The following is a 22,332-nucleotide window of genomic DNA, read 5'->3' on the forward strand; positions in this document are numbered from 1 at the left end:
AGTGTGAAATGTGTTTTTTGTTGTCTTTATTTAATAATAATTTCCGTTTTACTGTAGCCTTCTTTTAACTTTTGGACTTGTAAAATGGCAGGCATTGCTGCTTTTAATTCGGCCACATGGGAGATGACGCCGATTAAGCGGCCTGTTTGCTGAAGATCGATCAAAATATCGATTGCCCGTCTTAACGCCTCCTCATCCAATGTACCGAAGCCTTCATCGATAAACATCGTATCGATATGCACACTTCCTTGAACACTTTGAATAACATCGGCCATTCCTAATGCTAATGAAAGTGAGGCATTGAATTTTTCACCGCCGGACAATGTTTTTACATCCCGCGTTTGTCCTGTATGGCTGTCATATACATCGATACTGAGCCCGCTTTGTGCATTTCCTTCTTTACGACCTGTAGATTTCAGGAAGTATTGACCATTTGACAGGACACGTAAACGTTCATTTGCCGCATGGGTTACTTTTTCCAAATAACCAATTTGCACAAATCGCTCAAATGAAATTTTCGAATCGTTTTGTCCGCGGATTAAATTATAAACATGCTCCACCTGCACCAGTTTCGCTTTATAGCTTTCGATCTGCTGTGCGGATTGGTCAAGTTTTTCGAGGGTTTCCTCACATTGTTCCACATAGGACTGGGTTAATGTAATTTTAGAATACTGTGCCTCGATTTGCTCATTCAGCTCATGAATCTGTTGCTCACTTGCCGTTAAATCAGCCCGTTCTTTTCCTTCAAGCAAAGGTTCTTCCTCGGCAATTTGAACAGATAATGTATGAACATTTTGCTTGTAAGCTTCAACTTCATCCTGAATTTGCTGCTGAACATTTAATGGCAGTAACGCATTCTTATATGTTTCCAAGTCAAAACTTTCTTGCTGCAATGCTGTATCAAACGCTTTTTGCGCTAAAATAGTCTCCTGCTGTTTTTCTGTTACAAGGTTTTGTGCATGTAGATGGTTCACTTCACAAGATTTCTCATCTAATTGGATTTTTTGCATTGCCTCCAGTGCACTTTGAATTGCACTTTTTAAATGGCGGTGTTTTTGCTGCTGGCTTGCCAATTCTTGTGTTACTTCATCCAATGTGGAAAACTGAGGCAATAATGACTGCTCACTTTGCTCAAGCTTCCCTTTTTCTTGTGCATATTGTTTATCAATATCGACTACATATTGCTGCCCTTTTTCAATACGGCCTTGCAGCACTTCTTTACTTTCAATAAGCTGTGCCATCGTTTTCTTTTCAGTGATGAGCTGTGCCTGCTGCTGCTTTTGCTTTGTCAATTGCTCAGTCAGTTCGGCCAATTGCTGTTCATAATGATGTAGTTGTGAAAGCTCAACGTTCAGTAACTCTAGAGCACTTCTTTTCTGTTCCAATGCTGCCTTTTCTACATCCAATTTCGAATTGACCTTGTAAAAACTTTGCATAGCACGGTCGCCTTCTTGACGAAGATGTTCCAGTGCATTTTCATCAATGGTAAACGCTTCGCTATTATGAATGGCTGGATGCTCCCTGCTCCCACATACAGGACATGCTTCCCCATGATGTAATGAAGCCGCTAGAAACGCTGCCTGATTGCTGCGTATTTGCTGCTCCATATTTTGCAGCTTCTGTTGCGCTCCATCGGCAATTTGTTTCTTATCAGCAAGCTGTTTCACTAAAGTTTCTATATTCATTTGTATTGCAGCCACTTCTTTTGCCATTTCAATTTTCCGTGTTAATGCAGCATGTGCTTCATACGTTTCATGGTACGTCACTGTCGCATCTTCCAACTCATTTATAATAGCCTGCTGCTGTTGATGTTTTTCTTTTAAAGAAGCTGCTTCCTTTTGGAGCTTATCAAATAATTGCTTTGCGTTCTTCTGGTTTTCTGTAAGCTTTTCCACCTTTTCCCGCTGCGCATTAATCGATTGATAGATCGGGACAAGCTGTTCAAGCTGTGAAATTGATTTCGTATATTCATCCAACAGTGGCTCATGCTGCTTTTGCTCCTGATAGTGATTTGTCACCTGCAGAAGTTGTGCCTGTGCACGTTCATAGTCAGCCTTTGCTTTCTGTAAGGAAACTTCCGCATGTTCAAGCTGCCGTTTTACCTTCTCATATTCACGTTCTAAAGGTTCTATTTGATTAGCCTTTTTTGCAAGTACAAGTTTCTGTTGTTCTGCTTGTATTTTATCCTTTTGCTGCAGCAATTCATCGAGCCGGGTTTTCCTGATTAAAAACTTTTCAATTCGCTCATTTAACAGCCTTTGCTCATTTAATGATTTAACTAACGTTTGTAAATGCATTTTCGAGGTAGCATATTCCCCTTTTAATGCAGCACATTGCTCTTCATAAAATTGCTGTTCTGTTTCCAATGCCGTTTTTACTTGATACAGATTAATGACATCATTGTTCAGTGCTGTAAACAGTTCCGATTCTCTGTGCGGAAGCCGGGACCGAATATCATGAATCGTATTGTCCTGCTGCATCCTTGCTTGTTCATAATGCTTTTCAGCAATATTCTTTTTCTCTTTCAGCAGTTCCACCATCTTCGTAAAGCGTTCCGTTTTGAAAATTTTCCGGAAAATCTCTTCTTTATGCTTTGATTCCGAAGTGAGGAGCTTTTGAAATTCCCCTTGCGGCAGCATGACGATTTGATTGAACTGGGACTGTGTTAAGCCGATCAGTTCTTCAACTTTCGACTGAATGAGCTTCACTTGAAACTTCTCTACAGCGGGCACAATGACCCCATCCGTAATTTCAAAAAACTCGCGCTTTGCACTTGCCCCGTCATGACCAAATTTCCGCCAAATACGGTAAAGGCGACCGCGTACTTCAAATTCTAGTTCGACTTCCGTATCAACTGTTTCATCCGCAAAATCACTGCGCAAAAACAGCGACTTTTCCCGATCCTCTCCACTTCCAGAATCATAAAGCGCAAACGTAATCGCATCAAAAATAGTCGTTTTTCCCGCGCCCGTTGCACCGGAAACGACAAAAATTCCATGTTCATGGAGTTTAGTAAAATCAATGACTTCTTTTTGATGATATGGTCCAAATGCTGTCATCGATAATTTTATTGGCTTCATCGTTACAGCACCTCCTGTTTTTCACGTTCATTTTCGATTAGCTGCTCTAAAACATCTGTATAAATCTCTTTTATTTCATCACTTAAAGGCTTGCCTGTTATCTCCGTATAAAATAGCTCAAACAGTTCCGAATCATCCATCTGAACACGGTTCATTGTTGTCGCATGCTGTTCAAGTTGTTCATACACAACCGTTCGTTCAATATGCAAAGCATTGGGATAAACTGTGCGGACAAGTTCGGCAGCACCTTTTACATAATGTTCATCCTGTAATTTTACAAATACATAATCGTCGTTTACTTTATGCTGCAATATATCCTCAAGCATTCCCGTCACGACACGCATATCCCGTACTGGTGCAAGCATTCTTTTTTCAATCGCCACTGCCCCGTCTTCATTTAAATCAACAATCAAAAATCCCTTTTTATGTGTCACTTCAGATTCTGAATACTTAAGTGGTGATCCTGCATATTGGATTTTCTCGTTTGCGACAAAGTGGGCCTGGTGTAAATGGCCTAACGCTGTATAACAGAACGGTTCAAACAACGCTGAACTGATACACTCCGTCCCGCCAATCGTCAACTTGCGTTCAGAGTCACTCGTATTCGGTTCCGGCATCCCGTCTTTTGTAATGAAAGCATGGCCGATAATGATATTACGTTTCGTACAGTCCATTGTCTGTTTAATCTGTTCAATGATTTTCGCCATCGCCGCTTCATGAGTTGTAACGGATTGATCGTCAAATACTGCCCGTACAATTGAAGGCTCTGCAAATGGAACTAAATAAAAGTGAACTTCTCCGTATTCATCGTGCATTATGACCGGATCGATATTCTGTTCTAAATGACCAACAATATGTAACCCGCTCGCCTTCATAAATTCACTGCCAAAATTTAAACGTGTAGCGCTATCATGATTTCCAGCAATTGCTAAAATCGGTGTTTTCTCATCGACTAAAATTTCTTTCAATGTTTTATTTAATAGTTGGATTGCATCTGTCGGTGGTACAGAACGATCGTACAAATCTCCGGCAATAATGATGACATCCGGCTTTTCTTTTCTGATTTCTTCGATAAACTGTTCAAGAACAAATTGCTGGTCTCTTGTCATCGATACACCTTGTACTATTTTTCCTAAATGCCAATCTGCTGTATGAAAAATTTTCATGAATACCGCCTCCTATCTTATAACTATAAGTGTACATGAGGAAAAATAAAAAAACCACATCGTACGAATATTCGTTCGTACGATGTGGTCTCCTCCAATAAATATTGTCGGAATGCTTTTTATACTAAGATCGGGATTGGTCGATCAAGATTATGCAGTGCTATAAATGGTACGTCTTCTACTGCTAACTTATTTTGTTGGATCCTCAGCATTTCTTCAAATGTTTTCGGATTTGGTGCTGGCATTGCATCGATTGGCAATATAAGTGCCTCATTACCGCTATAACTTTTCAGCATTTCATTAGCCATAATACGGTACCCGAGCTGGTTTGGATGCACATCCGCCACATTCGGCAAATATGTTGAACGCTGCTGGTTAAATGTTTCATAAACATCTACAAATATATGGCCTGCCGCTTCTGTTTCCTGCTTTATTATCGTATTTAAAAGCTGCACCGCTTCTACTGCTCCATCTGCCTGTTCTTTATGAACACTTACATAAGGGAAATAATAGCCAAGTACATATACGGTCGCTTTCGGGGCCTTTTCGTTAATTAACGAAAGCAGCTCTCTCATTTGATTCCGTACTTCATTTAAAGCGAAATTGGCGTTAAGCTGACTAAAAGCGAGTGTTCCCTGTTGAGGGTTATGTGTAATGAGCGGCAGTAAATTATTCGCTCCGGCTGACAGTGTGATCAATGTTGCTTCACTTAGTAATGGTGCTGCCTTTTCGGACTGAACTGTTTCAATTACATTTCCAACACGGTATCCCGGGAAAGTAAGCTCTTTTGAAAAATGTGCGAGCTTGCCATGTCGCTCTAGCTGCAAAGCAATGTAATCCGTATATCCTGCATCAATTTGACTGTAAGGTGTTTGCCCTGCTGCCAAAGAGTCGCCAAGTGCAATATAAACTTCTCGTTCATTGGCTAATGCTCCCGTTGGAAACAGGACAATACAAAAAATAAGAATCCCTATTATTTTTCGCATTTATTCACCCCACTTCTAATGTTAGATTGCCCAATTACCTTTTCTGAAAATCGGTTCTGTTGTGCCATCTGCCAAAATTCCGTCAATATCCATTTCCGCACTGCCGATCATGAAATCCTCATGGGTTATCGACGTATTAATGCCCAGTGCTTCCAGTTGGCCCTTTTCAAGTTCCTTGCCACCTTCATAGCACGTCGGATATGCTTCTCCGATCGCTAAATGGTTAGAGGCATTTTCATCGAATAATGTGTTGTAATATAAAATATTACACGAAGAAATAGGTGACTCATGCGGTACTAATGCAACCTCTCCCAAATATGAAGACCCTTCATCAGAAGCAACTAACTGCTTTAATAAGTCCTGACCGACTTTTGCCTCAACATTAACGATCTTACCTTTTTCAAATGTCAGCTTAAAATCATCAATAATATTCCCTTTATAAACAAGCGGCTTCGTATTGGATACATAGCCGTTTACACCATATTTTGCAGGCAGCGTGAATACTTCTTCTGTCGGCATATTCGCGATGAATGTCGTGCCATCAGGTGCCTCGCTGCTTCCGCTTTTCCACAAATGTTTTTCCGGAAGTTCAATCGTCAAGTCTGTACCAGGAGCCGTGTAGTGAAGCTTCGCATACTTTTTCTTGTTCAGCTGATCTGCACGTTCGTGTAAGTTTTCAATATGAGTTTGCCAGTTTGCTACTGCATCCCCTTCACCAATACGTACTGTTTTGAAAATAGCATCCCATAGTGCAGGAACCTGCTCCTGTTCCGGTAAATCAGGGAATACTTTTGCCGCCCATTTCGGCGAAGGAACAGCAATAATTGACCAGGCGATATCATCATTCATAACAGCTTTACGATAATTAACTAATGCCGTACCTGCTGCTTTTTGCTGTGCTCCGATCTTTTCTGAATCAATACCTGTCAGTAAATCAGGATTTTCCGCATCGATCCAAAGAAGTGCACCTTTACGTTCAATCAATTCTTCACGTTGTGCGACAACCCATTTCGGGAAATTAGCTGTCTCTTCCACCGTAACATTCTCATAATAAGCGCGTTCAAAGCTGGCATCAGTTAAGTTAACATGAACACGGCTTGCGCCTGCTTCATATGCTTTTTTAACGACAATACGTGTAAAGTCCAGCGTATCCGTAGATGTGTTAATTAATAAATATTGTCCTTTTTGAATATTTACTCCGATTCGAACGGCTAAATCTGCAAATTGCTCTAACTTCTCTTGGAATGTCATGAATTATTTCTCCTTTTTCTTACTGAAAGTCATGCCTTTTTTATTGGACTTTGGTTGATACGGCTTTTTCTCTGATGCTTTGTTTGCTGCGGGTGCCGCTTTTGAAGTTACTGTCTTAGCATTTCCCTCGACAAGTTGTCCTTGTGTCCAAACTTTTTGAACACCTTTTAAGGAAAGATCACGCAACCATTTTTTGAATGTCTTTTCGTCCTTGTAAGATAGTAATGTCAATACTTCTCCGTCTGCACCGGCACGCCCAGTACGTCCTGAACGGTGTGTATACTGCTCGATTGTACGAGGTACATCAACATGAATAACATGTGTTAAACCTGAAATATCTAAACCTCGTGCTGCAATATCTGTCGCAATTAAAATGCGCGCTTCTCCTTTTCGGAACGCATCCAACGCTTTTTTACGCTCATCTTTTTTCATGTCCGAGTGAAGTGCTACAATCGGTGCATCACGGTATTCCAGCTTGTTCTGTTTCATTAGTACTTGGTCGATGTTATTAACAAATGCCAATCCGCGCAATCCTTCAATATTAGCTAAACGACGAAGCATATCTGTTTTGTCCCGCTCTTCTACTTTTACAAAAGAGTGCACAACTTTACCGAACTTCACCATATCTTCCGGCTTTATTTCGATGCTGATCGGTTCAAACATTAATCGTTCCGCTACAAGCTTGATCTCTTCTGTAATCGTAGCCGATACAACAACGACTTGACGGCCGAATGCAGCATTTTCGATAAATGATTTTACGACAACACGGTACTCACGGCTAAGCAGCTGATCGCATTCATCCAAAACAATCGTCTCGATTTCTTTAAGTTTTAATTTACCTTGGCGTGCCAATTCATTTAGACGTCCTGGTGTCCCGACTACAATCGTTGGCTTTTTCTTTAATTTTTCGATTTGGCGTGCCGAATTCGCTCCGCCAATTAGTTGCTGCACAGTGATGTCTGTCCCTGCTGTCCAGTCACGGATTACTTCAACAATCTGCATCGCAAGCTCTTGTGAAGGTGCAACGATTAATGCCTGAGTTTGTTTCTTGTTACCGTCTACTTTATTTAAAATCGGTAATGTGTAGGCTAGTGTTTTCCCTGAACCTGTCGGTGATTCCGCTACGATATCTTTCCCTTCAACCATCGCAGGAATCATTTCCTCTTGTATTTTCATTGTTGTTTCAAACGTCCATTTATTTTGAAGTGTTTCGTTTAATAAGCTAATTGCTGACATATTGTTTACCACCTTTTATTCGTTGGCTTTAGTGTACCATATTCCGTTATTAATGCGGAAATTTGGCGGGATGTCAGTTACTGTTTTAAAACGAAATAAGGAGGCGATGTGTCAAACTTTTCAAACGTGGATTGAGATAGCTTGGAAGGTTTCTAATAAATGCGGAAATCATCTAATATATTTGAAATTGTTCTAATAAAATGGCGATTTTCTAATATAACCGGTCATTGTTCTAATTTAGGTTCACTTTGTTCTAATATCATCTTGCGGTTATCTAATATCGCCCGGACATTTTCTAATATCCCGCAGCATTGTTCTAATAAAAATCAAACCGGATGCCTTTTACAGAAGTTCTTGATTATAAAGATCGCCCTTTAACTTCAACATCGTCCAAAATTCTAATAACGTCACCATTTTTTCTAATATCCCCCTCATTTCTTCTAATATCACTCGCCATTGTTCTAATAAAACGCCTACTAGTCCCTACAACAAAAAAGCATGCCAGAAATCTCTTTCCAGCATGCCTAGTTTCTACACTCTCTCGATAATTAGAGCAATTCCTTGTCCGCCCCCGATACAGAGACTGGCAACCGCATACTTCCCGCTGCGTCGTTGCAGTTCGTATGCAGCGGATAAGATGATTCTTGTTCCACTTGCACCAACCGGATGACCAAGTGCGATTGCACCACCGTTTACATTCGTTTTCTCACGGTCCAGACCAAGTTCCTTTTCCACTGCAATATATTGAGCTGCAAAAGCTTCATTTATTTCAACTAAATCCATGTCTCCAATTGTTAAATTTGCACGCTCCAATGCTTGACGAATTGCCGGAGCCGGGCCGATTCCCATAATCGTCGGATCAACGCCTGCTATTCCCCATGATACAATGCGGGCTAACGGCTTTAACCCTTGTCCCTTTACAAAATCTTCGCTTGCGACAACGACAGATGCTGCCCCGTCGTTAATGCCGGAAGCATTGGCAGCTGTAACAGAGCCGTCCTTTTTAAATGCAGGACGTAATTTTGCCAAGCTTTCCAGTGTGCCGCCTTCTTTAATATGTTCATCTTGATCTATTAAAATCTCGCCTTTTCTTGTAGCTACTACAACAGGCACGATTTCTTTTGCAAACGTACCGTTCTCGCGTGCTTTTGCGGCACGTTCGTTTGATAGAAGTGCAAAGGCATCTTGCTCCTCGCGGGAAATCGTATATTGTTCAGCAAGTTTCTCTGCCGTCAACCCCATTCCTGAGCCCGTATACTGGTCAGTTAATGTCGCTTGAAGCATATCTGTAAACTGCAGGTTGCCAAGTTTGGAACCGCTGAAGCGTTGTTCGAAATTTGAATATGGCGACTGGGACATATTTTCTGCTCCCCCAGCGAGTACAACTTCCCCTTCACCTAGCTGAATCATCTGTGCCGCCGATACGACCGATTGCATACCGGATCCGCATAGACGATTTAATGTTAATGCCGGCACTTCCTTTGGCACGCCAGCATAAAGTCCAATATGACGGGCTAAATATGCTGAGTTTGCACCAGTTGTAATTACACCCCCATAAATGACATGGTCGACTTGCTCAGGCTGTACGTTTGCACGCTTTAACGCTTCCACTGCTGTTTTTGTGCCAAGCTGTACTGCATCTGTTGTTGCTAAAGAACCTCCAAAAGCTGTAAATGCTGTACGTGCCCCGTCTACGATATATACGTTTTTCATTATTCTATCCCCTTTGTCAGTACTATTTAATAATTTGCTTTGCGATAATCCCCTTCATGATTTCGGTAGTACCCGCGTAAATCGCCGCTACCGGAATATCACGATATCGTCTTGCAATTTCGTATTCCTCCATATAACCGTAGCCACCATGCAGCTGCAGACAATCTGCTACAACACGCTTTGCCATTTCACTGATCCACCATTTGGCCATCGATACTTCCTTTACGATATCTTGTCCTGCAATATGTTTGGCAATCAAACTATCGACATATGTACGGCCAAGGTCAATTTCAGTTGCCATTTCAGCTAACTTGAATTGAGTATTTTGGAAATCGGCAATGCGGCTGCCGAATGCTTTACGTTCTTTTACATAGTCAACCGTCAGTTTTAAACAGCATTCGGCCTCGATTTGTGTTTCCAGTGCGACAATCAGTCGTTCCTGCTGCAGTTTTTCCATTAAATAATAGAAGCCGCGGTTTTCTTCCCCTAAAAGGTTTTCTGCTGGTACACGAACATCCTCAAAAATCAGCTCCCCGGTATCTGCGCTATGCATGCCGATCTTATCTAGTTTTTTTCCGCGCTTAAAACCAGGTGTAGCGCTTTCCACAATTAACAGACTAACTCCTTTATATGCCGGACTTGCCTGCGGGTCTGTTTTACATACGACAACCACATAATCTGCATGAATCCCATTCGTAATAAAGGTTTTTTCTCCGTTTAAAATATAAAAATCCCCATCTTTTTTCGCTGTCGTTTGAATGCCTGCAAGGTCAGATCCTGCACCGGGTTCCGTCATAGCAATAGCCGAAATATACTCTCCTGTAACGCTCTTAGGTAGCCATTTTTCCTTTTGTGCAGCTGTCCCATATGCTTCAATATAAGGTGTCACAATATCGGAATGAAGCGATATCCCACTTGCTAACCCTGCACCAACACGCTCTAGTTCCTCCGTTAATATAGCAGAATAGCCAAAATCGAGCGCAAGCCCCCCATACTCTTCACTGACCATTGGACATAAAAAGCCATTCTCCCCGAGCTTCAGCCAAAAATCCCGTGGAATATCGCGATCTTTTTCCCATTGCTCGAAATATGGATATGCCTCTTTATCCAGCATTTTTCGTAAAGCTTTTCTAAACATCTCATGCTCTTCTGTATAAATGCCCATTTCCCCGCCCCTTTGTTTTTTCTGAATATTAGTACACTTCAATATTAACAGGCACAAAAAATGGAAACAATGGTTTTATAAGAAATATTATTGCACTATACAGAAATTCGTGCAAAAAAAACGAAAAAAGAGTTGCCAGAATTATTCATGACAACTCTCGATATTAACTATTGTTTAATAGTAAAATCGCTTTTCTCGTATGGCCATCTACTTGTTCTAACGCATGGATTACCCGATCATAATTCTGATTTGTTTTTAGCATGACAATTGCAGGTTTAACAGCAAATTTTGTTTTTTCAAGTATTTGTTCCGCTTCCACATATTCACAATCCGTAGCAGCGATGACAATTCTTTTAGCCCGCTCTATTAATTTTTTATTGCTGGCATGTACATCGACCATTAAGTTTTCATACACTTTGCCTAGCTGCACCATCGAAGCCGTACTGATCATATTTAAAATCATTTTATGTGATGTAGCCGCTTTTAACCTTGTTGAACCTGTTAATATTTCGGGACCTACGACGATTTCAATCGCTTCTTCCGCATAGCGACTTACTTCGGAGTTAATATTGCTCGTCAAACTTACCGTAAAAGCCCCGACAGATTGCGCATATTGTAAAGCCCCCATTACAAATGGCGTTGTACCGCTCGCTGTAATACCGATAACGGAATCGAACGGTGTTATGTTTTTTTTCTTTAATTTGTTTATTCCGTCTTCCAAACGGTCTTCAGCATTTTCCACTGCCTGGAAAAAGGCTTCCTTTCCGCCTGCCATGACCGTTTGCACAAGTTCCGGATCGGTCATAAAAGTAGGGGGACATTCTGATGCATCAAGCATACCTAAACGACCACTAGTCCCCGCTCCGATATAAAAAAGGCGTCCACCGTTACTTATATTTTCAACCACTCTTTTAATTACTTTCTCAATAATAGGCAAAACTTGTTCGACACTTTTCACAACCTGCATATCTTCTTTATTCATTATTTGCAGTATGTCCGAGATAGGCATTACATCCAAATTCAATGTTTCGTCATTCCGCTTTTCAGTTGTTAATTGATCGTAATTCATGTTATCTCACCTTCCAATAGAAGCCATGTTTGTTGAATCGTTTGTTTAACTGGATCACTTACTTCGATTTCACTTTCATGTAATGCTAATAAGTAAGCTCCAACTGTCCCCGAAATTGGTGGCTTCAAAGCAATCAAATCAGGAAATCGCGATGAAAAACGTACGGTAAACCGTTCATAAAATGGCTTATTCGAAAATAATCCGCCATGTAAAACTACCGGCTTTGTCCGATCAATTCGTGAATAGGCACTTTCAATAAGTTCTAATAATGCTTCTTGAACTGTGCTAACGATGGATTTTGCTATTAGATCTTCCTCAAAAGCGTCTAGCACAATCCTGCCCACAGAAGAAATAGCGGCCACGGAGTTCGTGCTGCCGTAAACTTTTGTAATGAGCTGATCAGGTGACAGTACATTAAAATGGGACAATATCTTTTCCTGAAATAGCTTCAAAGGCATTTTGTTGTCATGCGCCTTTAAAACAGAACGAATGGCCAGCTTCCCTAAGTGATAGCCGCTTCCTTCGTCACCTAATAAATAACCCCAGCCGCCGACACGAAATGTTTTTTGCTGCTCATAACCGAATATAATTGCTCCGGTTCCAGCAATAAGTAAAGTACCTTCTCTGCCCCATGTTCCCGCTGCTAATGCGGCATGGATATCACTCTGCACTCTAAGTTTTTCCAGAACGGGTGATTGCTTAAATGCATCATATATTTTCTGCTGCTCAGCTTGTCGATCTGCACCTGCCATTGCAGCAAATACTGTTTCAACGTCCGATAATGTCACACCTGTCTGTATGAACAACTGGTCGATCAAATTATTTATAAGTGTGTACAACTGCTCTATTGAAATCGCTGTTAAATTGCCGGAACTTCCCTTGGCAACTGCAAGTAAATGTCCGTTTTCATCACCGATTACAGCGGTTGTTTTCGTACCGCCACCATCTATACCAATCCATAGTTTCCCTGCCATTTACTCACCTTATCTATTCATTTTCAAGTGCAACTAAGTTGTGCACAATTCTTCGAAACCGTTGAATTTCGCAACCACGTCCAAAATGAACGCGATTTGTTACCAAAATAATTGCTAATTGCTTCTCATCTGATACCCAAATTGAAGTGCCGGTAAAACCGGTATGCCCAAAACCGTCTCGCAAATATTGGCCGGAAAATGAAGGCGAAGAATACAACTGCCACCCTAATCCACGCTGTTCCTCATGCTGCTCTGTAAAACTTTGCTTTGCTAATTGTTTAGTATGCTCGCGAAAAATAGAATCGTTATTTTTTATAAAAGATTGAGCAAACTTCGTCAAATCCTCAGCAGTCGAAAACAACCCTGCATGACCGCTAACTCCGTCAAAATGGAGAGCATTTTCATCATGCACTTCACCCCACTGATGTTTCTGTAAATAAGTACGAAATTCAGTTGCCGCAACTTTAGCCTGTAACTGGACAGGCGGATTAAATAGAGTATTGTGCATACAAAGCGGCTGAAAAATAGTTTTACTGGCATAGTCGGCCAATGAGATACCTGTAACCTTTTCGATCAGCTTCCCTAATAAAATATAGTTTACATCACTATAAATCACCTGCTGCTCTACATTTTTCCGTCCTGTTTCCTGTGCAATACGTTCTATGACATCTGCATAAGCTACCTCTTCTTTATAGAACTTGATTTCTGCCCGAAAGCCGCTTGTATGTGTTAATAAATGACGAATCCTAACTTCTTCATGCATTTCCTTCAATTCCGGAAAGTAGTAACTAATGGAATCATCTAAATCAATAACCCCCTGCTCAAGCAATAATAAAACCGAGCTTGCTGTTGCTACTACTTTCGTTAATGAAGCACAATCAAATATCGTCTGTTCCGACATCGGAATTTGCTGCTTTGTATGTGCCATCCCAAATGCCTTACAGTAAAGGACATCCTTTGCATTTGCCACAGATAATACTGCACCGGGCAGTTCTTTGTTTTGGATTGCTGTTTCAATAAATTGTTCAACTCGTGAAAAAGCCATGATCTCCCCCCTATTTGATTGCACCTTCTGTCATACCTTTTACGATATGGCGTTGGAAGATCGAATAGAAAACAATTATCGGTATGACAGCAATACATAATCCCGCAAACAAGACACCCCATGCACTATCGTATTGTGCGTCTATTTTCAGTAAGTTCATCGCAACACCTAACGTATTTTTGCTTTCTGTCTGCAGTAAAATTAGCGCCATGAAAAATTCATTCCAATAAGAAATGGCATTCAAGATCGTCACGGTCATAATTCCTGACTTTATAAGCGGTGTCACAATTTTAAACAGTATTCCATATGGACTCATACCATCGACGACCGCTGCTTCTTCAAGCTCTTTAGGAATATTGCCGATAAATCCAACAAGTATAAAAATTGTAAACGGTACATGTGAAATGGCATATACAAGCGATAATGCCCACAAGTTATCTAGTAAATTAAACTTCATTAATAAGAAAAATAGAGGAATCCAACCTAAAACGGATGGAATCATCATTGAAGCCAAATAAACATTAATCAGCACTTCACCAAATTTTGAACGAACACGTTCCAGCGCATAAGCCGTAGGAATGGATAAAATGAGTGTTAAAAACGAGCCAAGCACTGTTACAAAAAAACTGTTTAAAAATGCACGCCCGATATTATAGTCGTTCCATGCACGTTCAAAATTTGTAATACTAAAATCTGTCGGCATTGACCAAGGTGACGTAAAGATTTCTGCATTCGATTTAAATGCACCCATAAACATCCATATTAATGGGAAAATTACGATAAACGCCCATAGGATTAACGGGATACGTACTAAAATTTGTGAAACTACTTTCATCTTAATTCCCCCGTTAATATTCGACTTTTTCTTTTTTCAGAATAAATTGTGACACGAGAACGGTAATAAGCGACACGACCAAGATTAGAACACCAATCGCTGCACCATAGCCAAATTGAAAATCTTCAAAAGCGCGCTGGTATAAATATGACCCCATTACTTCTGAAGCGCTTCCCGGTCCACCACCTGTCATTACTTGCACAAGGACAAACGAACCGTTAAGAGAAGTAATGATGATATAAAGGATGGATGTTTTTATTTGTGGCCAAACGAGTGGAACCGTAATATGCCAAAATTGCTGCCACTCGGATGCCCCATCAATATCTGCCGCTTCATATAAACTTTTCGGTACATTCGAGATACCACCCATAATAAGTAGCATAAATAATCCAATCCCTGCCCAGATTGCAGGAATGGCAATACTAGGAAGTACCCATGTTTTATCACCTAACCAAGGGCGGGCCCATTCAGTTAATCCAACCTGATTTAATAAGCTATTTACAATCCCCATATTCGGATCATAAATAAATTGCCATAAAATCCCTATAACTACGACCGACATAATATTCGGAAAGAAAAATACAATCCGGTAAAATGGTGCTTCTTTAATCTTAAGCTGCGTCAATGCGACAGCAAAAAATAGAGCGAGCGTCATAATCCCAATAACTTTTACAAATACGAAGAAAAAGTCATTTATGATCGCCTTTTTAATAATGGAGTCATTCCATAGACGAATATAATTATCTAAGCCGATAAACGTTTTGTTTGCACTTGTTCCGGACCACTCAAAAAATGAGTAATACAATCCGCCCAACATCGGATAAACAGTAAAAATTAAAAAGAGCAGAAAAGTCGGCAGTAAACAAAATGCTAAAAACAAATATTTACTTTTGGAAGAAAAGGTCATTGTTCATTACTCCTTTCTCTACTGATTAAATAAGGTTGCTAAAAAGCTTTTAGCAACCTCATTTCCAGCAGTCACTTATTTGCAAAGTGACTCTCTCGTTATTTTCTTAGCTCTTCTGCTTTTTTCACCATCTTATCGACAAATTCTTCAGCAGTAATTTCACCAAGTAAGATATCAATAATTAATAATTTAATTTCATTTGTAATTTCAACTGCAATTTTTTGCAGTTCAGCATCTGGTGTGTAACGTTTGTACGTATGAACAGCACCTGGATTGTTAATCATTTCATTAATATTTTTCAAGAAATCCTGAACATTTGTATTCGAAGATAAATCAACGTCCTTCATGTTCATAATCGCACCAGTTGATTCAGCAAATGCCTGCGCATATTCTTCCGTAAAGATGAATTCCAAAAATGCCTTTGCAGCTTCCGGATTTTGCGATTTTTCAGCAATTGCAATTGTACGAATATCCGGTACAAGTGCTAATGGCTTACCAGGATCATTCATCGGTGTTGGTGTGAAGCCGAATTCAAAACTGTCCGGCGTATCATTTTTCATTTCATTTGGTAACCAGAAACCTACTGGAATGTAGGCATTTTTATGCATTAAAAAGTTCATTTGTGATTGCGTATGATTGTAGGCAGCAAAACCGCTGTCAATTAGTCCTGCTTTAGCAATTTTTTCTACCTTTTTCAATACTTCAAGCGTTTCAGGTTTTTTCCAAGCCTCTACTACACCATTATTTAAGTCATTTAATAACTCTTCACCGCCTGCAGCAGCAAAAGCCGGATTCAATACGCCACGGTGGAAGTATTGTGTATGTTGGCCTGTCGTTACAAATGGTGCAATTTTCGTATCGGCTTTAATTTTTTCCATAGAGCTGATCCAGCTGTCAAAATCTGTTGGTACTTCCCATCCGTTTTCTTCAAACCACTTCGCATCATACCAAGTTCCCCACGTATCGAATACTAATGGCAAACTATAGATTTTCCCGCCATCTACTTCTTCTGCCGGTGAGATAAAGCTATCTAATAATGCTGTACCATTTTCAAGTTTAATCCCTTTTGCAAATTCACTAATATCCATTAACTGACCTTCAGCGATCATTTGTGTTTCACTAGCTCCTGCTCCATCGATATAGACGACATCAGGTGGTGTTTCCGAAATCCAGCGTGTGTTCATCTCCGTATTAATATTCGGACCTGCATGTTCTACAATTTCTAAATCCGGATGCTGTTTTTGGAAGTCCCCTATAACTTGCTTCCACCATCCGTCACCATATCCTCCAACGAAATATTGAATTTCCAGTTTTCCTGATAACCCATCCCCTGTACTTTCTGTAGAAGTATTATCCGATGAAGTCGTTGATTGTTCTGTACTGCTGTTTCCTTCAGTGTCGCTGTTTGATTCCTCATCATTCGAACACGCTACGAGCAATAGCATTAAACTCATTAATGCTACTAAAAACCAAGTCTGCTTTCTCTCTTTGATAACAAACATACATTACACCCCTTCATTTTCATTATGTTAACTATATGAATATAGTCAGCACCAATATTAACGAGAAAAACCCTTAATTACCTCGAGTGTGCGATTTAACGCAATAATCGATTTATCATAGTTTAATGTGGCAATTCCTGTATATAAAATATCAATTAATGTCAGTTGGGCGATGCGTGATGCGGTTGCCGAGCTACGAATATCTGCTTCGTTAGAAACAACGTACAGAGCAGAATCTGCAAAGCTTTGTATTGTATTTCGCTTGTTTTGTGTCATGGTAATAATCGTTGCTTTATTCTCTTTTGCAACGGTAAGTGCATTAATAACTTCCTTCGTTTCACCTGAGTACGAGATTGCGAATACAACATCTTCGCTCGTTGCATGTGCCGCTGCAATTAGCTGCCCATGACTATCGAAAATTGTTTCACAGTTTTTATTAATCCGTTTCAATTTATGTTCGAAATCTTGCGCAACGATTGCTGAGGCCCCGATGCCGATAAAGATAATCTTTCTTGCATTATTAATTTGGTGAATAATTTTCTCCAATTCCCTTTCTCCATTAATCATTAGCGTTCGTTGGATTGCATCGATATTGTGCATTTCAATGGTCTGTATCATTTGCATTATGGTCGAATCTTTTTCCAGTTCAAAATTGTGGTTGTTTTGAATTTCCAGAGTAGGTGCTGTAGCAATACTTAGTTTTAAATCTTTGAATCCGGAAAAGTTTAATGCCCTGCACATTCTCACTATTGTTGCTTCACTTGTTTTAGCCTTTTCTGCCAGCACTGCAATCGGCATGCGAATAACATCCTCTAAGTGACTTAAAATATATAAAGCTACATTTCTTTCTGCAGGTTTCAGCAATTCCATCCCCGAACGTATTCTTTCAATACTATTTTCCAAATTCATTACCTACTCTCAAACAAAATGTTGTAAAACTTCATTTTTAATGTAAAATATATGAAATTTAACTTCATAATAAAACCTATATTGCTAGTCGTCAAGGATTTATTTTAAATTTTCTGAAAATAAAAGGAAATAAATGTTTTATTTTATCGATAAATTGACTATTGCTATACTATTGTAGAAATTCAATTATACGGTGGTGATTCTTAATGAAGTATGCAATTTTAAGTGACTTACATTCGCATTATAAAAATACTAAAAGGGTGTTAAACCATATACAGCAAGTAGCACCCAATGCAGAGATTATTGGCTTAGGGGATTTATTCGAGTGTAAAATCGGCAAGAAAAAGGCGAAAATGATTCGTCATGCAAAGCTAAAAGATGCGGCAATTATTGATGATAAGTTTATGAGTCTCTTAACATTCCCTTCAATCATCGGCAACCAGGAAGAACGGATTGCTCTTGTAACAGGGGATAATCGTTTTCTCCAATATAAAAATGCGCTTGTAATTGAACATGCAACTTTAATTCACGGGCACCAAATAGAGTGGGATAAGACATTCAATCCTACCTTCCCTAACATCCAAACGCCATTGCTGTTTTTTGGACATAGTCATGAAGCAGCAATCTATAAGGATGGGCTACGACAATCTGTCCCTTACGATATCCCGCTGGCAGTTGGAAAAAAACAATACCAGATTAATGTCGGTCCTGTCGTAGATAATAAAGAATGGTGCCTATATGACAGTGAGGAAATGACGGTCACTTTTATGCAGGCGCAATAGGAAAAGGCTGCCCTGAAGTGAACTCAGGACAGCCTTTTTAATCTATCAATATAGCGGGTTACAAAACATCCGGCAGTTCGGAATCCATGCCAAACTTTTGGCGGAAACCGCATTTTTTGCAAAGTTCTTCAATTGCTTCACGACGTGAAAAACCATCTACCAAGTTTTGTGCACGGTCTGTAGTAATAATATCGCCGAACTTTTGATCGTGGACATTCCCTAGATTAATAACACCCTCGCCATCCAAACAACAAGGAACAACAGAACCATCTACTAAAATGGCTGCATGTGTACGCAATGCATGACAGAACCCTTTTCCTTCATCCGCTTTTTCAAGCAGACTCGGCCAGCGGAACTCATGATCCTGGTTTAAATAGATGTTTTTTGCAATTTTTACTCCTGACCCCATTTCTACCCGCTCTTGAATTTCATAGTCCAGCTCATACTCTTTTTCGAGAATTTCAAGTGTTTCGCGGTTTCTACGGTTTGCCAGTTCGGAAACATTATTACGCTGCAAATTCCATAGGCGGTAAGAAATAATAACATTATGTTTACGTACATCCCGTACAAATTCCAAAATATCACTTAAGTACTTTTCTCGGTTTTCAGAACCTTCATGTCCGTCAAAACTATGAAGCGAAAAATTTATTTGTCTGAGTGCAGGCTTGCCTAAAAGCTTTTCACGGTTCTTTTTAATTAATGTCCCGTTTGTCGTAATATTGACTTTAAAGCCCTTTTCATGTGCAATATCAAGTAATTGCCCGATGCGCGGATGCAATAAAGGCTCCCCTTTTACATGTAGGTATATATATTTTGTATAGCCGCTAATTTCATCTAAAATATGAGCAAATTGCTCTACCTTTATTAATCCTTTTGCGCGCTCTGTAGGTGGACAAAAGCTGCATGCTAAATTACATACACTTGTAATTTCGATATACACTTTCTTAAAAGTTTTCAACGCTCGTTCACCATTCCTTTATTTTATATCAATTATACCTTTGCATCATTGCCTCTAATTTGCCGGAGACCTTAACTTCTTTCAGTAGGTGTTTGAATACATGATGAAAGAAATTAAACAATACTGTTCATTGTATCAAATTTTATCAGCAAAAAGGAAGTTGGCGACTTCTAGATTGTTCAAGTAGTTGTATATAAGTGCGCTTACGCACTCAAAAGGATGCCTAAAATTAGACATCCTCCGTTTTATCCTCTATATCGTACTGATAACCCTTTTAAGAATTTTCTTGTGAAGTTATCGCCACATTCTTTGTAGTTGCGGTGCCCTGGCTTACGCATAATTGCACCAAGTTCACCTTTCGAAACGGCAATTCCACCATCATCCAGCACATTCAGCATTTCTTCTGCAGTTAATTGACATGCTACTTTTAATTTTTTTAGTACCATATTATTCATATGATCCTGCTTTTCTTGTACTGGCGCTGCTTGCCCTTCCTTTTTCGGCATTGGACCACGTTTATGAGTAATTAAGCCATTGAAAAATCCTTCTAATGTTTTGTTGTTAACTTTTATTTGATCGTAGTCAGCTGGCACTTCCTCATCTTTTTCCAATGACTTCGTTAACATTTTTGGCATGTCTTCTGGTTTCACTGTTATACCACCAAGCTTAAAAATTTCAATCATTTCTCTATTTTTCAAATCCAATGCGTAACGCGTTCGGATGAGAATATCATTATTATCCATAATAACCTCCATACTTCTTTCGCTAGCAAATATTATATCAGAGGTTGGACTTGGAATGTTAGCGTGATCTCTTAACCGTTCCATATCTTTTAGCGTATTTTTTTATACATTTCCACTCAGCAAAAACTAGTATTCACGATGTTTTGAATTCAAAAAGTCCCACGTAAAATAAATAACACTAAATAGTAATTTTATGCTCTAAACAGAAAATTTACGTTATTTATAAAAAAATAGGTTTATAATTTTCTGAAGATTTGATATAGTTATATTGCATTAATTTGCAAAAAATATCATGTTTTTACACAAAATGGGGGGTTTTAAGATGAAATTGAACAAGTTTCTAACACTTTTCATGGCACTTGTACTATCTGTAGTACTTGCGGCATGTGGTGGGGACGACAGTAAGGACAATGAAACATCGGAAGGTTCTACAGGTACTGAAACAAACAATGAAGGGTCTACAAGCACTTCATCAGAACCAAAAGAGCTTAACTTAGTATTTATGTCTGAACCACCGTCTTTACACCCGGGTTTAGCGTCTGATACTACATCAAGTACAGCAATCAACAACATTTTTGAAGGTTTAATGACAATGGAAAACGGCGTTCCGGTTGAAGCTGCCGCAGAGAGCTATGAAATTTCCGATGACTTATTAACTTATACATTTAAATTACGTGATTCAAAATGGTCTAACGGCGACCCTGTAACAGCAAACGACTTTGCTTTTGCTTGGAAGTGGGCATTAACGCCTGAAAACGCTTCTGAATATGCTTCAATTTTATATCCAATCAAAGGCGCTGAAGCTTACCACTCAGGTACTGGCTCTGCCGATGATTTAGGTATTAAAGTTGTGGATGACAAAACTTTAGAAGTAACATTAGAAGTTCCAACACCATATTTCTTGGAATTAACTGCTTTCAAAACATTTTCACCAATTCACCAAGCTACTCAAGAAGCAAATGCTAACTGGTACACTGAGGCAGACACAATCGTATCAAATGGTGCTTACACTTTAACGGAGTGGGTTCACAATGGTAACTTGGTATTCACTAAATCAGAAAATTACTGGGATGCAGAGAACGTGAAAATTGATACGGTAAACGTAGCAATCGTTGAATCTGAAGCTTCTCAAATGAACATGTTTGATGCTGGGGAAGTTGACTTCTTAGGAACAAATTATGGTTCGATCTCCCTTGATGCAATCGATCGCTTAAAATCAGAAGGCACGCTTAAAGTAGCAGAGTACTCTGGTGTTTACTGGTATAAATTCAACACGACAGACAAAGTGACAAGTAACGTAAATATTCGTAAAGCTTTAACTTTAGCAATAGACCGTGCAAGCTTAATTGCCAACATTACGAAGGCGGAACAACAACCTGCATTGGGATATGTTCCAAACTCAGTAGATGGATTTGGTGATGATGAAGGTTATTTCAAAGATGCTGATTTCGAAGGTGCTAAAGAGTATTTAGCAAAAGGTTTAGAAGAACTTGGTTTATCAGATCCTTCTGAATTAGAAATTACAGTTTCTCACAACACTTCTGAAGCTCATGCTGCAATTGCACAATTCGTTCAACAAGGATGGACAAAAGAATTAGGTATTAAAGTAAAACTTGATAACTCTGAATGGCAAGTATATTTAGATAAACTTTCTGGCTTAGATTATCAAGTAGGTCGTTTAGGTTGGATTGCTGACTTCAACGATGCTTATACATTCCTGGAAATGTATAACTCTGCAGAAAACGGAAACAACGATACTGGTTGGGAAAATGCTGAATACGCTGACCTATTGAAACAATCAGTTACTGAAACAGATCCAGACAAACGTACTCAGATTATGTTACAAGCAGAAGCAATTATGGCTGAAGAAGTTCCAGTTGCGCCAATCTACTTCTACACTAACCCTTACATCGTAAAAGATTATGTAACAGGCATGGAGCCAGATGCATTAGGTAATATTTCACTTAAAAATGTTGATATCAACAAATAATTTTTAACATATCAACACAAC

The 22,332-nt window shown here is 39.5% G+C and carries 18 protein-coding genes; 2 read left to right on the forward strand and 16 right to left on the reverse strand.

What is annotated here, in order from left to right; genetic code table 11:
- Positions 1–26 precede the first annotated feature (26 nt).
- The 14 genes from CBM15_RS10300 to CBM15_RS10365 form a co-directional block, all read right to left on the reverse strand.
- Positions 27–3,080 (reverse strand): AAA family ATPase, encoded by a 3,054-nt coding sequence (locus CBM15_RS10300; RefSeq protein WP_087617425.1) that lies wholly within the window; start codon positions 3,078–3,080, stop codon positions 27–29.
- 2 nt (positions 3,081–3,082) lie between these two features.
- The gene (locus CBM15_RS10305; RefSeq protein ID WP_087617426.1) at positions 3,083–4,246 is read right to left on the reverse strand and encodes an exonuclease SbcCD subunit D; all 1,164 of its coding nucleotides are present in this window, start codon (positions 4,244–4,246) and stop codon (positions 3,083–3,085) included.
- Between the two features lie 119 nt (positions 4,247–4,365).
- Positions 4,366–5,232, reverse strand: coding sequence for an SGNH/GDSL hydrolase family protein (locus CBM15_RS10310; protein WP_087617427.1), 867 nt, complete (start codon positions 5,230–5,232; stop codon positions 4,366–4,368).
- Positions 5,233–5,253: 21 nt separating this feature from the next.
- The gene (locus tag CBM15_RS10315; RefSeq protein WP_087617428.1) at positions 5,254–6,483 is read right to left on the reverse strand and encodes an aminopeptidase; all 1,230 of its coding nucleotides are present in this window, start codon (positions 6,481–6,483) and stop codon (positions 5,254–5,256) included.
- Between the two features lie 3 nt (positions 6,484–6,486).
- Entirely contained in the window at positions 6,487–7,719 is a 1,233-nt protein-coding gene (locus CBM15_RS10320) for a DEAD/DEAH box helicase (RefSeq protein ID WP_087617429.1), read from the reverse strand.
- 531 nt (positions 7,720–8,250) lie between these two features.
- On the reverse strand, positions 8,251–9,432 hold the full coding sequence (locus CBM15_RS10325) for an acetyl-CoA C-acetyltransferase (protein WP_087617430.1): 1,182 nt from the start codon (positions 9,430–9,432) through the stop codon (positions 8,251–8,253).
- A 22-nt stretch (positions 9,433–9,454) separates the two neighbouring features.
- Positions 9,455–10,597, reverse strand: coding sequence for an acyl-CoA dehydrogenase family protein (locus CBM15_RS10330; protein WP_087617431.1), 1,143 nt, complete (start codon positions 10,595–10,597; stop codon positions 9,455–9,457).
- 163 nt (positions 10,598–10,760) lie between these two features.
- Positions 10,761–11,666: an N-acetylmuramic acid 6-phosphate etherase gene (gene murQ / locus CBM15_RS10335; protein ID WP_087617432.1), complete on the reverse strand. Its 906-nt coding sequence runs from the start codon at positions 11,664–11,666 to the stop codon at positions 10,761–10,763.
- Positions 11,663–12,640: an N-acetylglucosamine kinase gene (locus tag CBM15_RS10340; protein ID WP_087617433.1), complete on the reverse strand. Its 978-nt coding sequence runs from the start codon at positions 12,638–12,640 to the stop codon at positions 11,663–11,665. The genes murQ and CBM15_RS10340 overlap by 4 nt, the downstream gene beginning before the upstream one ends.
- Positions 12,641–12,653: 13 nt before the next feature.
- Positions 12,654–13,685, reverse strand: a complete 1,032-nt coding sequence (locus CBM15_RS10345) for a serine hydrolase domain-containing protein (protein ID WP_087617434.1) — start codon at positions 13,683–13,685, stop codon at positions 12,654–12,656.
- A 10-nt stretch (positions 13,686–13,695) separates the two neighbouring features.
- Complete coding sequence (locus tag CBM15_RS10350; RefSeq protein WP_087617435.1) at positions 13,696–14,520, reverse strand: carbohydrate ABC transporter permease; 825 nt, start codon at positions 14,518–14,520, stop codon at positions 13,696–13,698.
- A gap of 13 nt (positions 14,521–14,533) precedes the next feature.
- Entirely contained in the window at positions 14,534–15,427 is an 894-nt protein-coding gene (locus CBM15_RS10355) for a carbohydrate ABC transporter permease (protein ID WP_087617436.1), read from the reverse strand.
- A gap of 98 nt (positions 15,428–15,525) precedes the next feature.
- Complete coding sequence (locus CBM15_RS10360; protein ID WP_087617437.1) at positions 15,526–16,929, reverse strand: extracellular solute-binding protein; 1,404 nt, start codon at positions 16,927–16,929, stop codon at positions 15,526–15,528.
- A gap of 57 nt (positions 16,930–16,986) precedes the next feature.
- The gene (locus CBM15_RS10365; RefSeq protein ID WP_087617530.1) at positions 16,987–17,832 is read right to left on the reverse strand and encodes a MurR/RpiR family transcriptional regulator; all 846 of its coding nucleotides are present in this window, start codon (positions 17,830–17,832) and stop codon (positions 16,987–16,989) included.
- Between the two features lie 212 nt (positions 17,833–18,044).
- Between CBM15_RS10365 and CBM15_RS10370 the strand changes: the two genes are divergently transcribed.
- The gene (locus CBM15_RS10370; protein ID WP_087617438.1) at positions 18,045–18,620 is read left to right on the forward strand and encodes a metallophosphoesterase family protein; all 576 of its coding nucleotides are present in this window, start codon (positions 18,045–18,047) and stop codon (positions 18,618–18,620) included.
- Between the two features lie 58 nt (positions 18,621–18,678).
- On the opposite strand, the gene CBM15_RS10375 is transcribed toward CBM15_RS10370, so the two are convergent.
- The gene (locus CBM15_RS10375; protein ID WP_087617439.1) at positions 18,679–19,578 is read right to left on the reverse strand and encodes a radical SAM/SPASM domain-containing protein; all 900 of its coding nucleotides are present in this window, start codon (positions 19,576–19,578) and stop codon (positions 18,679–18,681) included.
- Between the two features lie 245 nt (positions 19,579–19,823).
- On the reverse strand, positions 19,824–20,321 hold the full coding sequence (locus CBM15_RS10380; protein ID WP_087617440.1) for a YehS family protein: 498 nt from the start codon (positions 20,319–20,321) through the stop codon (positions 19,824–19,826).
- A gap of 322 nt (positions 20,322–20,643) precedes the next feature.
- On the opposite strand from CBM15_RS10380, the gene CBM15_RS10385 reads away from it, so the two are divergent.
- Positions 20,644–22,311, forward strand: coding sequence for a peptide ABC transporter substrate-binding protein (locus CBM15_RS10385; RefSeq protein WP_087617441.1), 1,668 nt, complete (start codon positions 20,644–20,646; stop codon positions 22,309–22,311).
- The last annotated feature ends 21 nt before the right edge of the window (positions 22,312–22,332 follow it).

Source organism: Solibacillus kalamii, from assembly GCF_002174535.1.
GTDB lineage: Bacteria > Bacillota > Bacilli > Bacillales_A > Planococcaceae > Solibacillus > Solibacillus silvestris.

What these genes read in the sequence shown, in the direction of transcription:
- CBM15_RS10300 (WP_087617425.1), bottom strand. Translation starts at nt 3,080, where the DNA reads ATGAAGCCAATAAAATTATCGATGACAGCATTTGGACCATATCATCAA.
- CBM15_RS10305 (WP_087617426.1), bottom strand. Translation starts at nt 4,246, where the DNA reads ATGAAAATTTTTCATACAGCAGATTGGCATTTAGGAAAAATAGTACAA.
- CBM15_RS10310 (WP_087617427.1), bottom strand. Translation starts at nt 5,232, where the DNA reads ATGCGAAAAATAATAGGGATTCTTATTTTTTGTATTGTCCTGTTTCCA.
- CBM15_RS10315 (WP_087617428.1), bottom strand. Translation starts at nt 6,483, where the DNA reads ATGACATTCCAAGAGAAGTTAGAGCAATTTGCAGATTTAGCCGTTCGA.
- CBM15_RS10320 (WP_087617429.1), bottom strand. Translation starts at nt 7,719, where the DNA reads ATGTCAGCAATTAGCTTATTAAACGAAACACTTCAAAATAAATGGACG.
- CBM15_RS10325 (WP_087617430.1), bottom strand. Translation starts at nt 9,432, where the DNA reads ATGAAAAACGTATATATCGTAGACGGGGCACGTACAGCATTTACAGCT.
- CBM15_RS10330 (WP_087617431.1), bottom strand. Translation starts at nt 10,597, where the DNA reads ATGGGCATTTATACAGAAGAGCATGAGATGTTTAGAAAAGCTTTACGA.
- murQ (WP_087617432.1), bottom strand. Translation starts at nt 11,666, where the DNA reads ATGAATTACGATCAATTAACAACTGAAAAGCGGAATGACGAAACATTG.
- CBM15_RS10340 (WP_087617433.1), bottom strand. Translation starts at nt 12,640, where the DNA reads ATGGCAGGGAAACTATGGATTGGTATAGATGGTGGCGGTACGAAAACA.
- CBM15_RS10345 (WP_087617434.1), bottom strand. Translation starts at nt 13,685, where the DNA reads ATGGCTTTTTCACGAGTTGAACAATTTATTGAAACAGCAATCCAAAAC.
- CBM15_RS10350 (WP_087617435.1), bottom strand. Translation starts at nt 14,520, where the DNA reads ATGAAAGTAGTTTCACAAATTTTAGTACGTATCCCGTTAATCCTATGG.
- CBM15_RS10355 (WP_087617436.1), bottom strand. Translation starts at nt 15,427, where the DNA reads ATGACCTTTTCTTCCAAAAGTAAATATTTGTTTTTAGCATTTTGTTTA.
- CBM15_RS10360 (WP_087617437.1), bottom strand. Translation starts at nt 16,929, where the DNA reads ATGTTTGTTATCAAAGAGAGAAAGCAGACTTGGTTTTTAGTAGCATTA.
- CBM15_RS10370 (WP_087617438.1), top strand. Translation starts at nt 18,045, where the DNA reads ATGAAGTATGCAATTTTAAGTGACTTACATTCGCATTATAAAAATACT.
- CBM15_RS10380 (WP_087617440.1), bottom strand. Translation starts at nt 20,321, where the DNA reads ATGGATAATAATGATATTCTCATCCGAACGCGTTACGCATTGGATTTG.
- CBM15_RS10385 (WP_087617441.1), top strand. Translation starts at nt 20,644, where the DNA reads ATGAAATTGAACAAGTTTCTAACACTTTTCATGGCACTTGTACTATCT.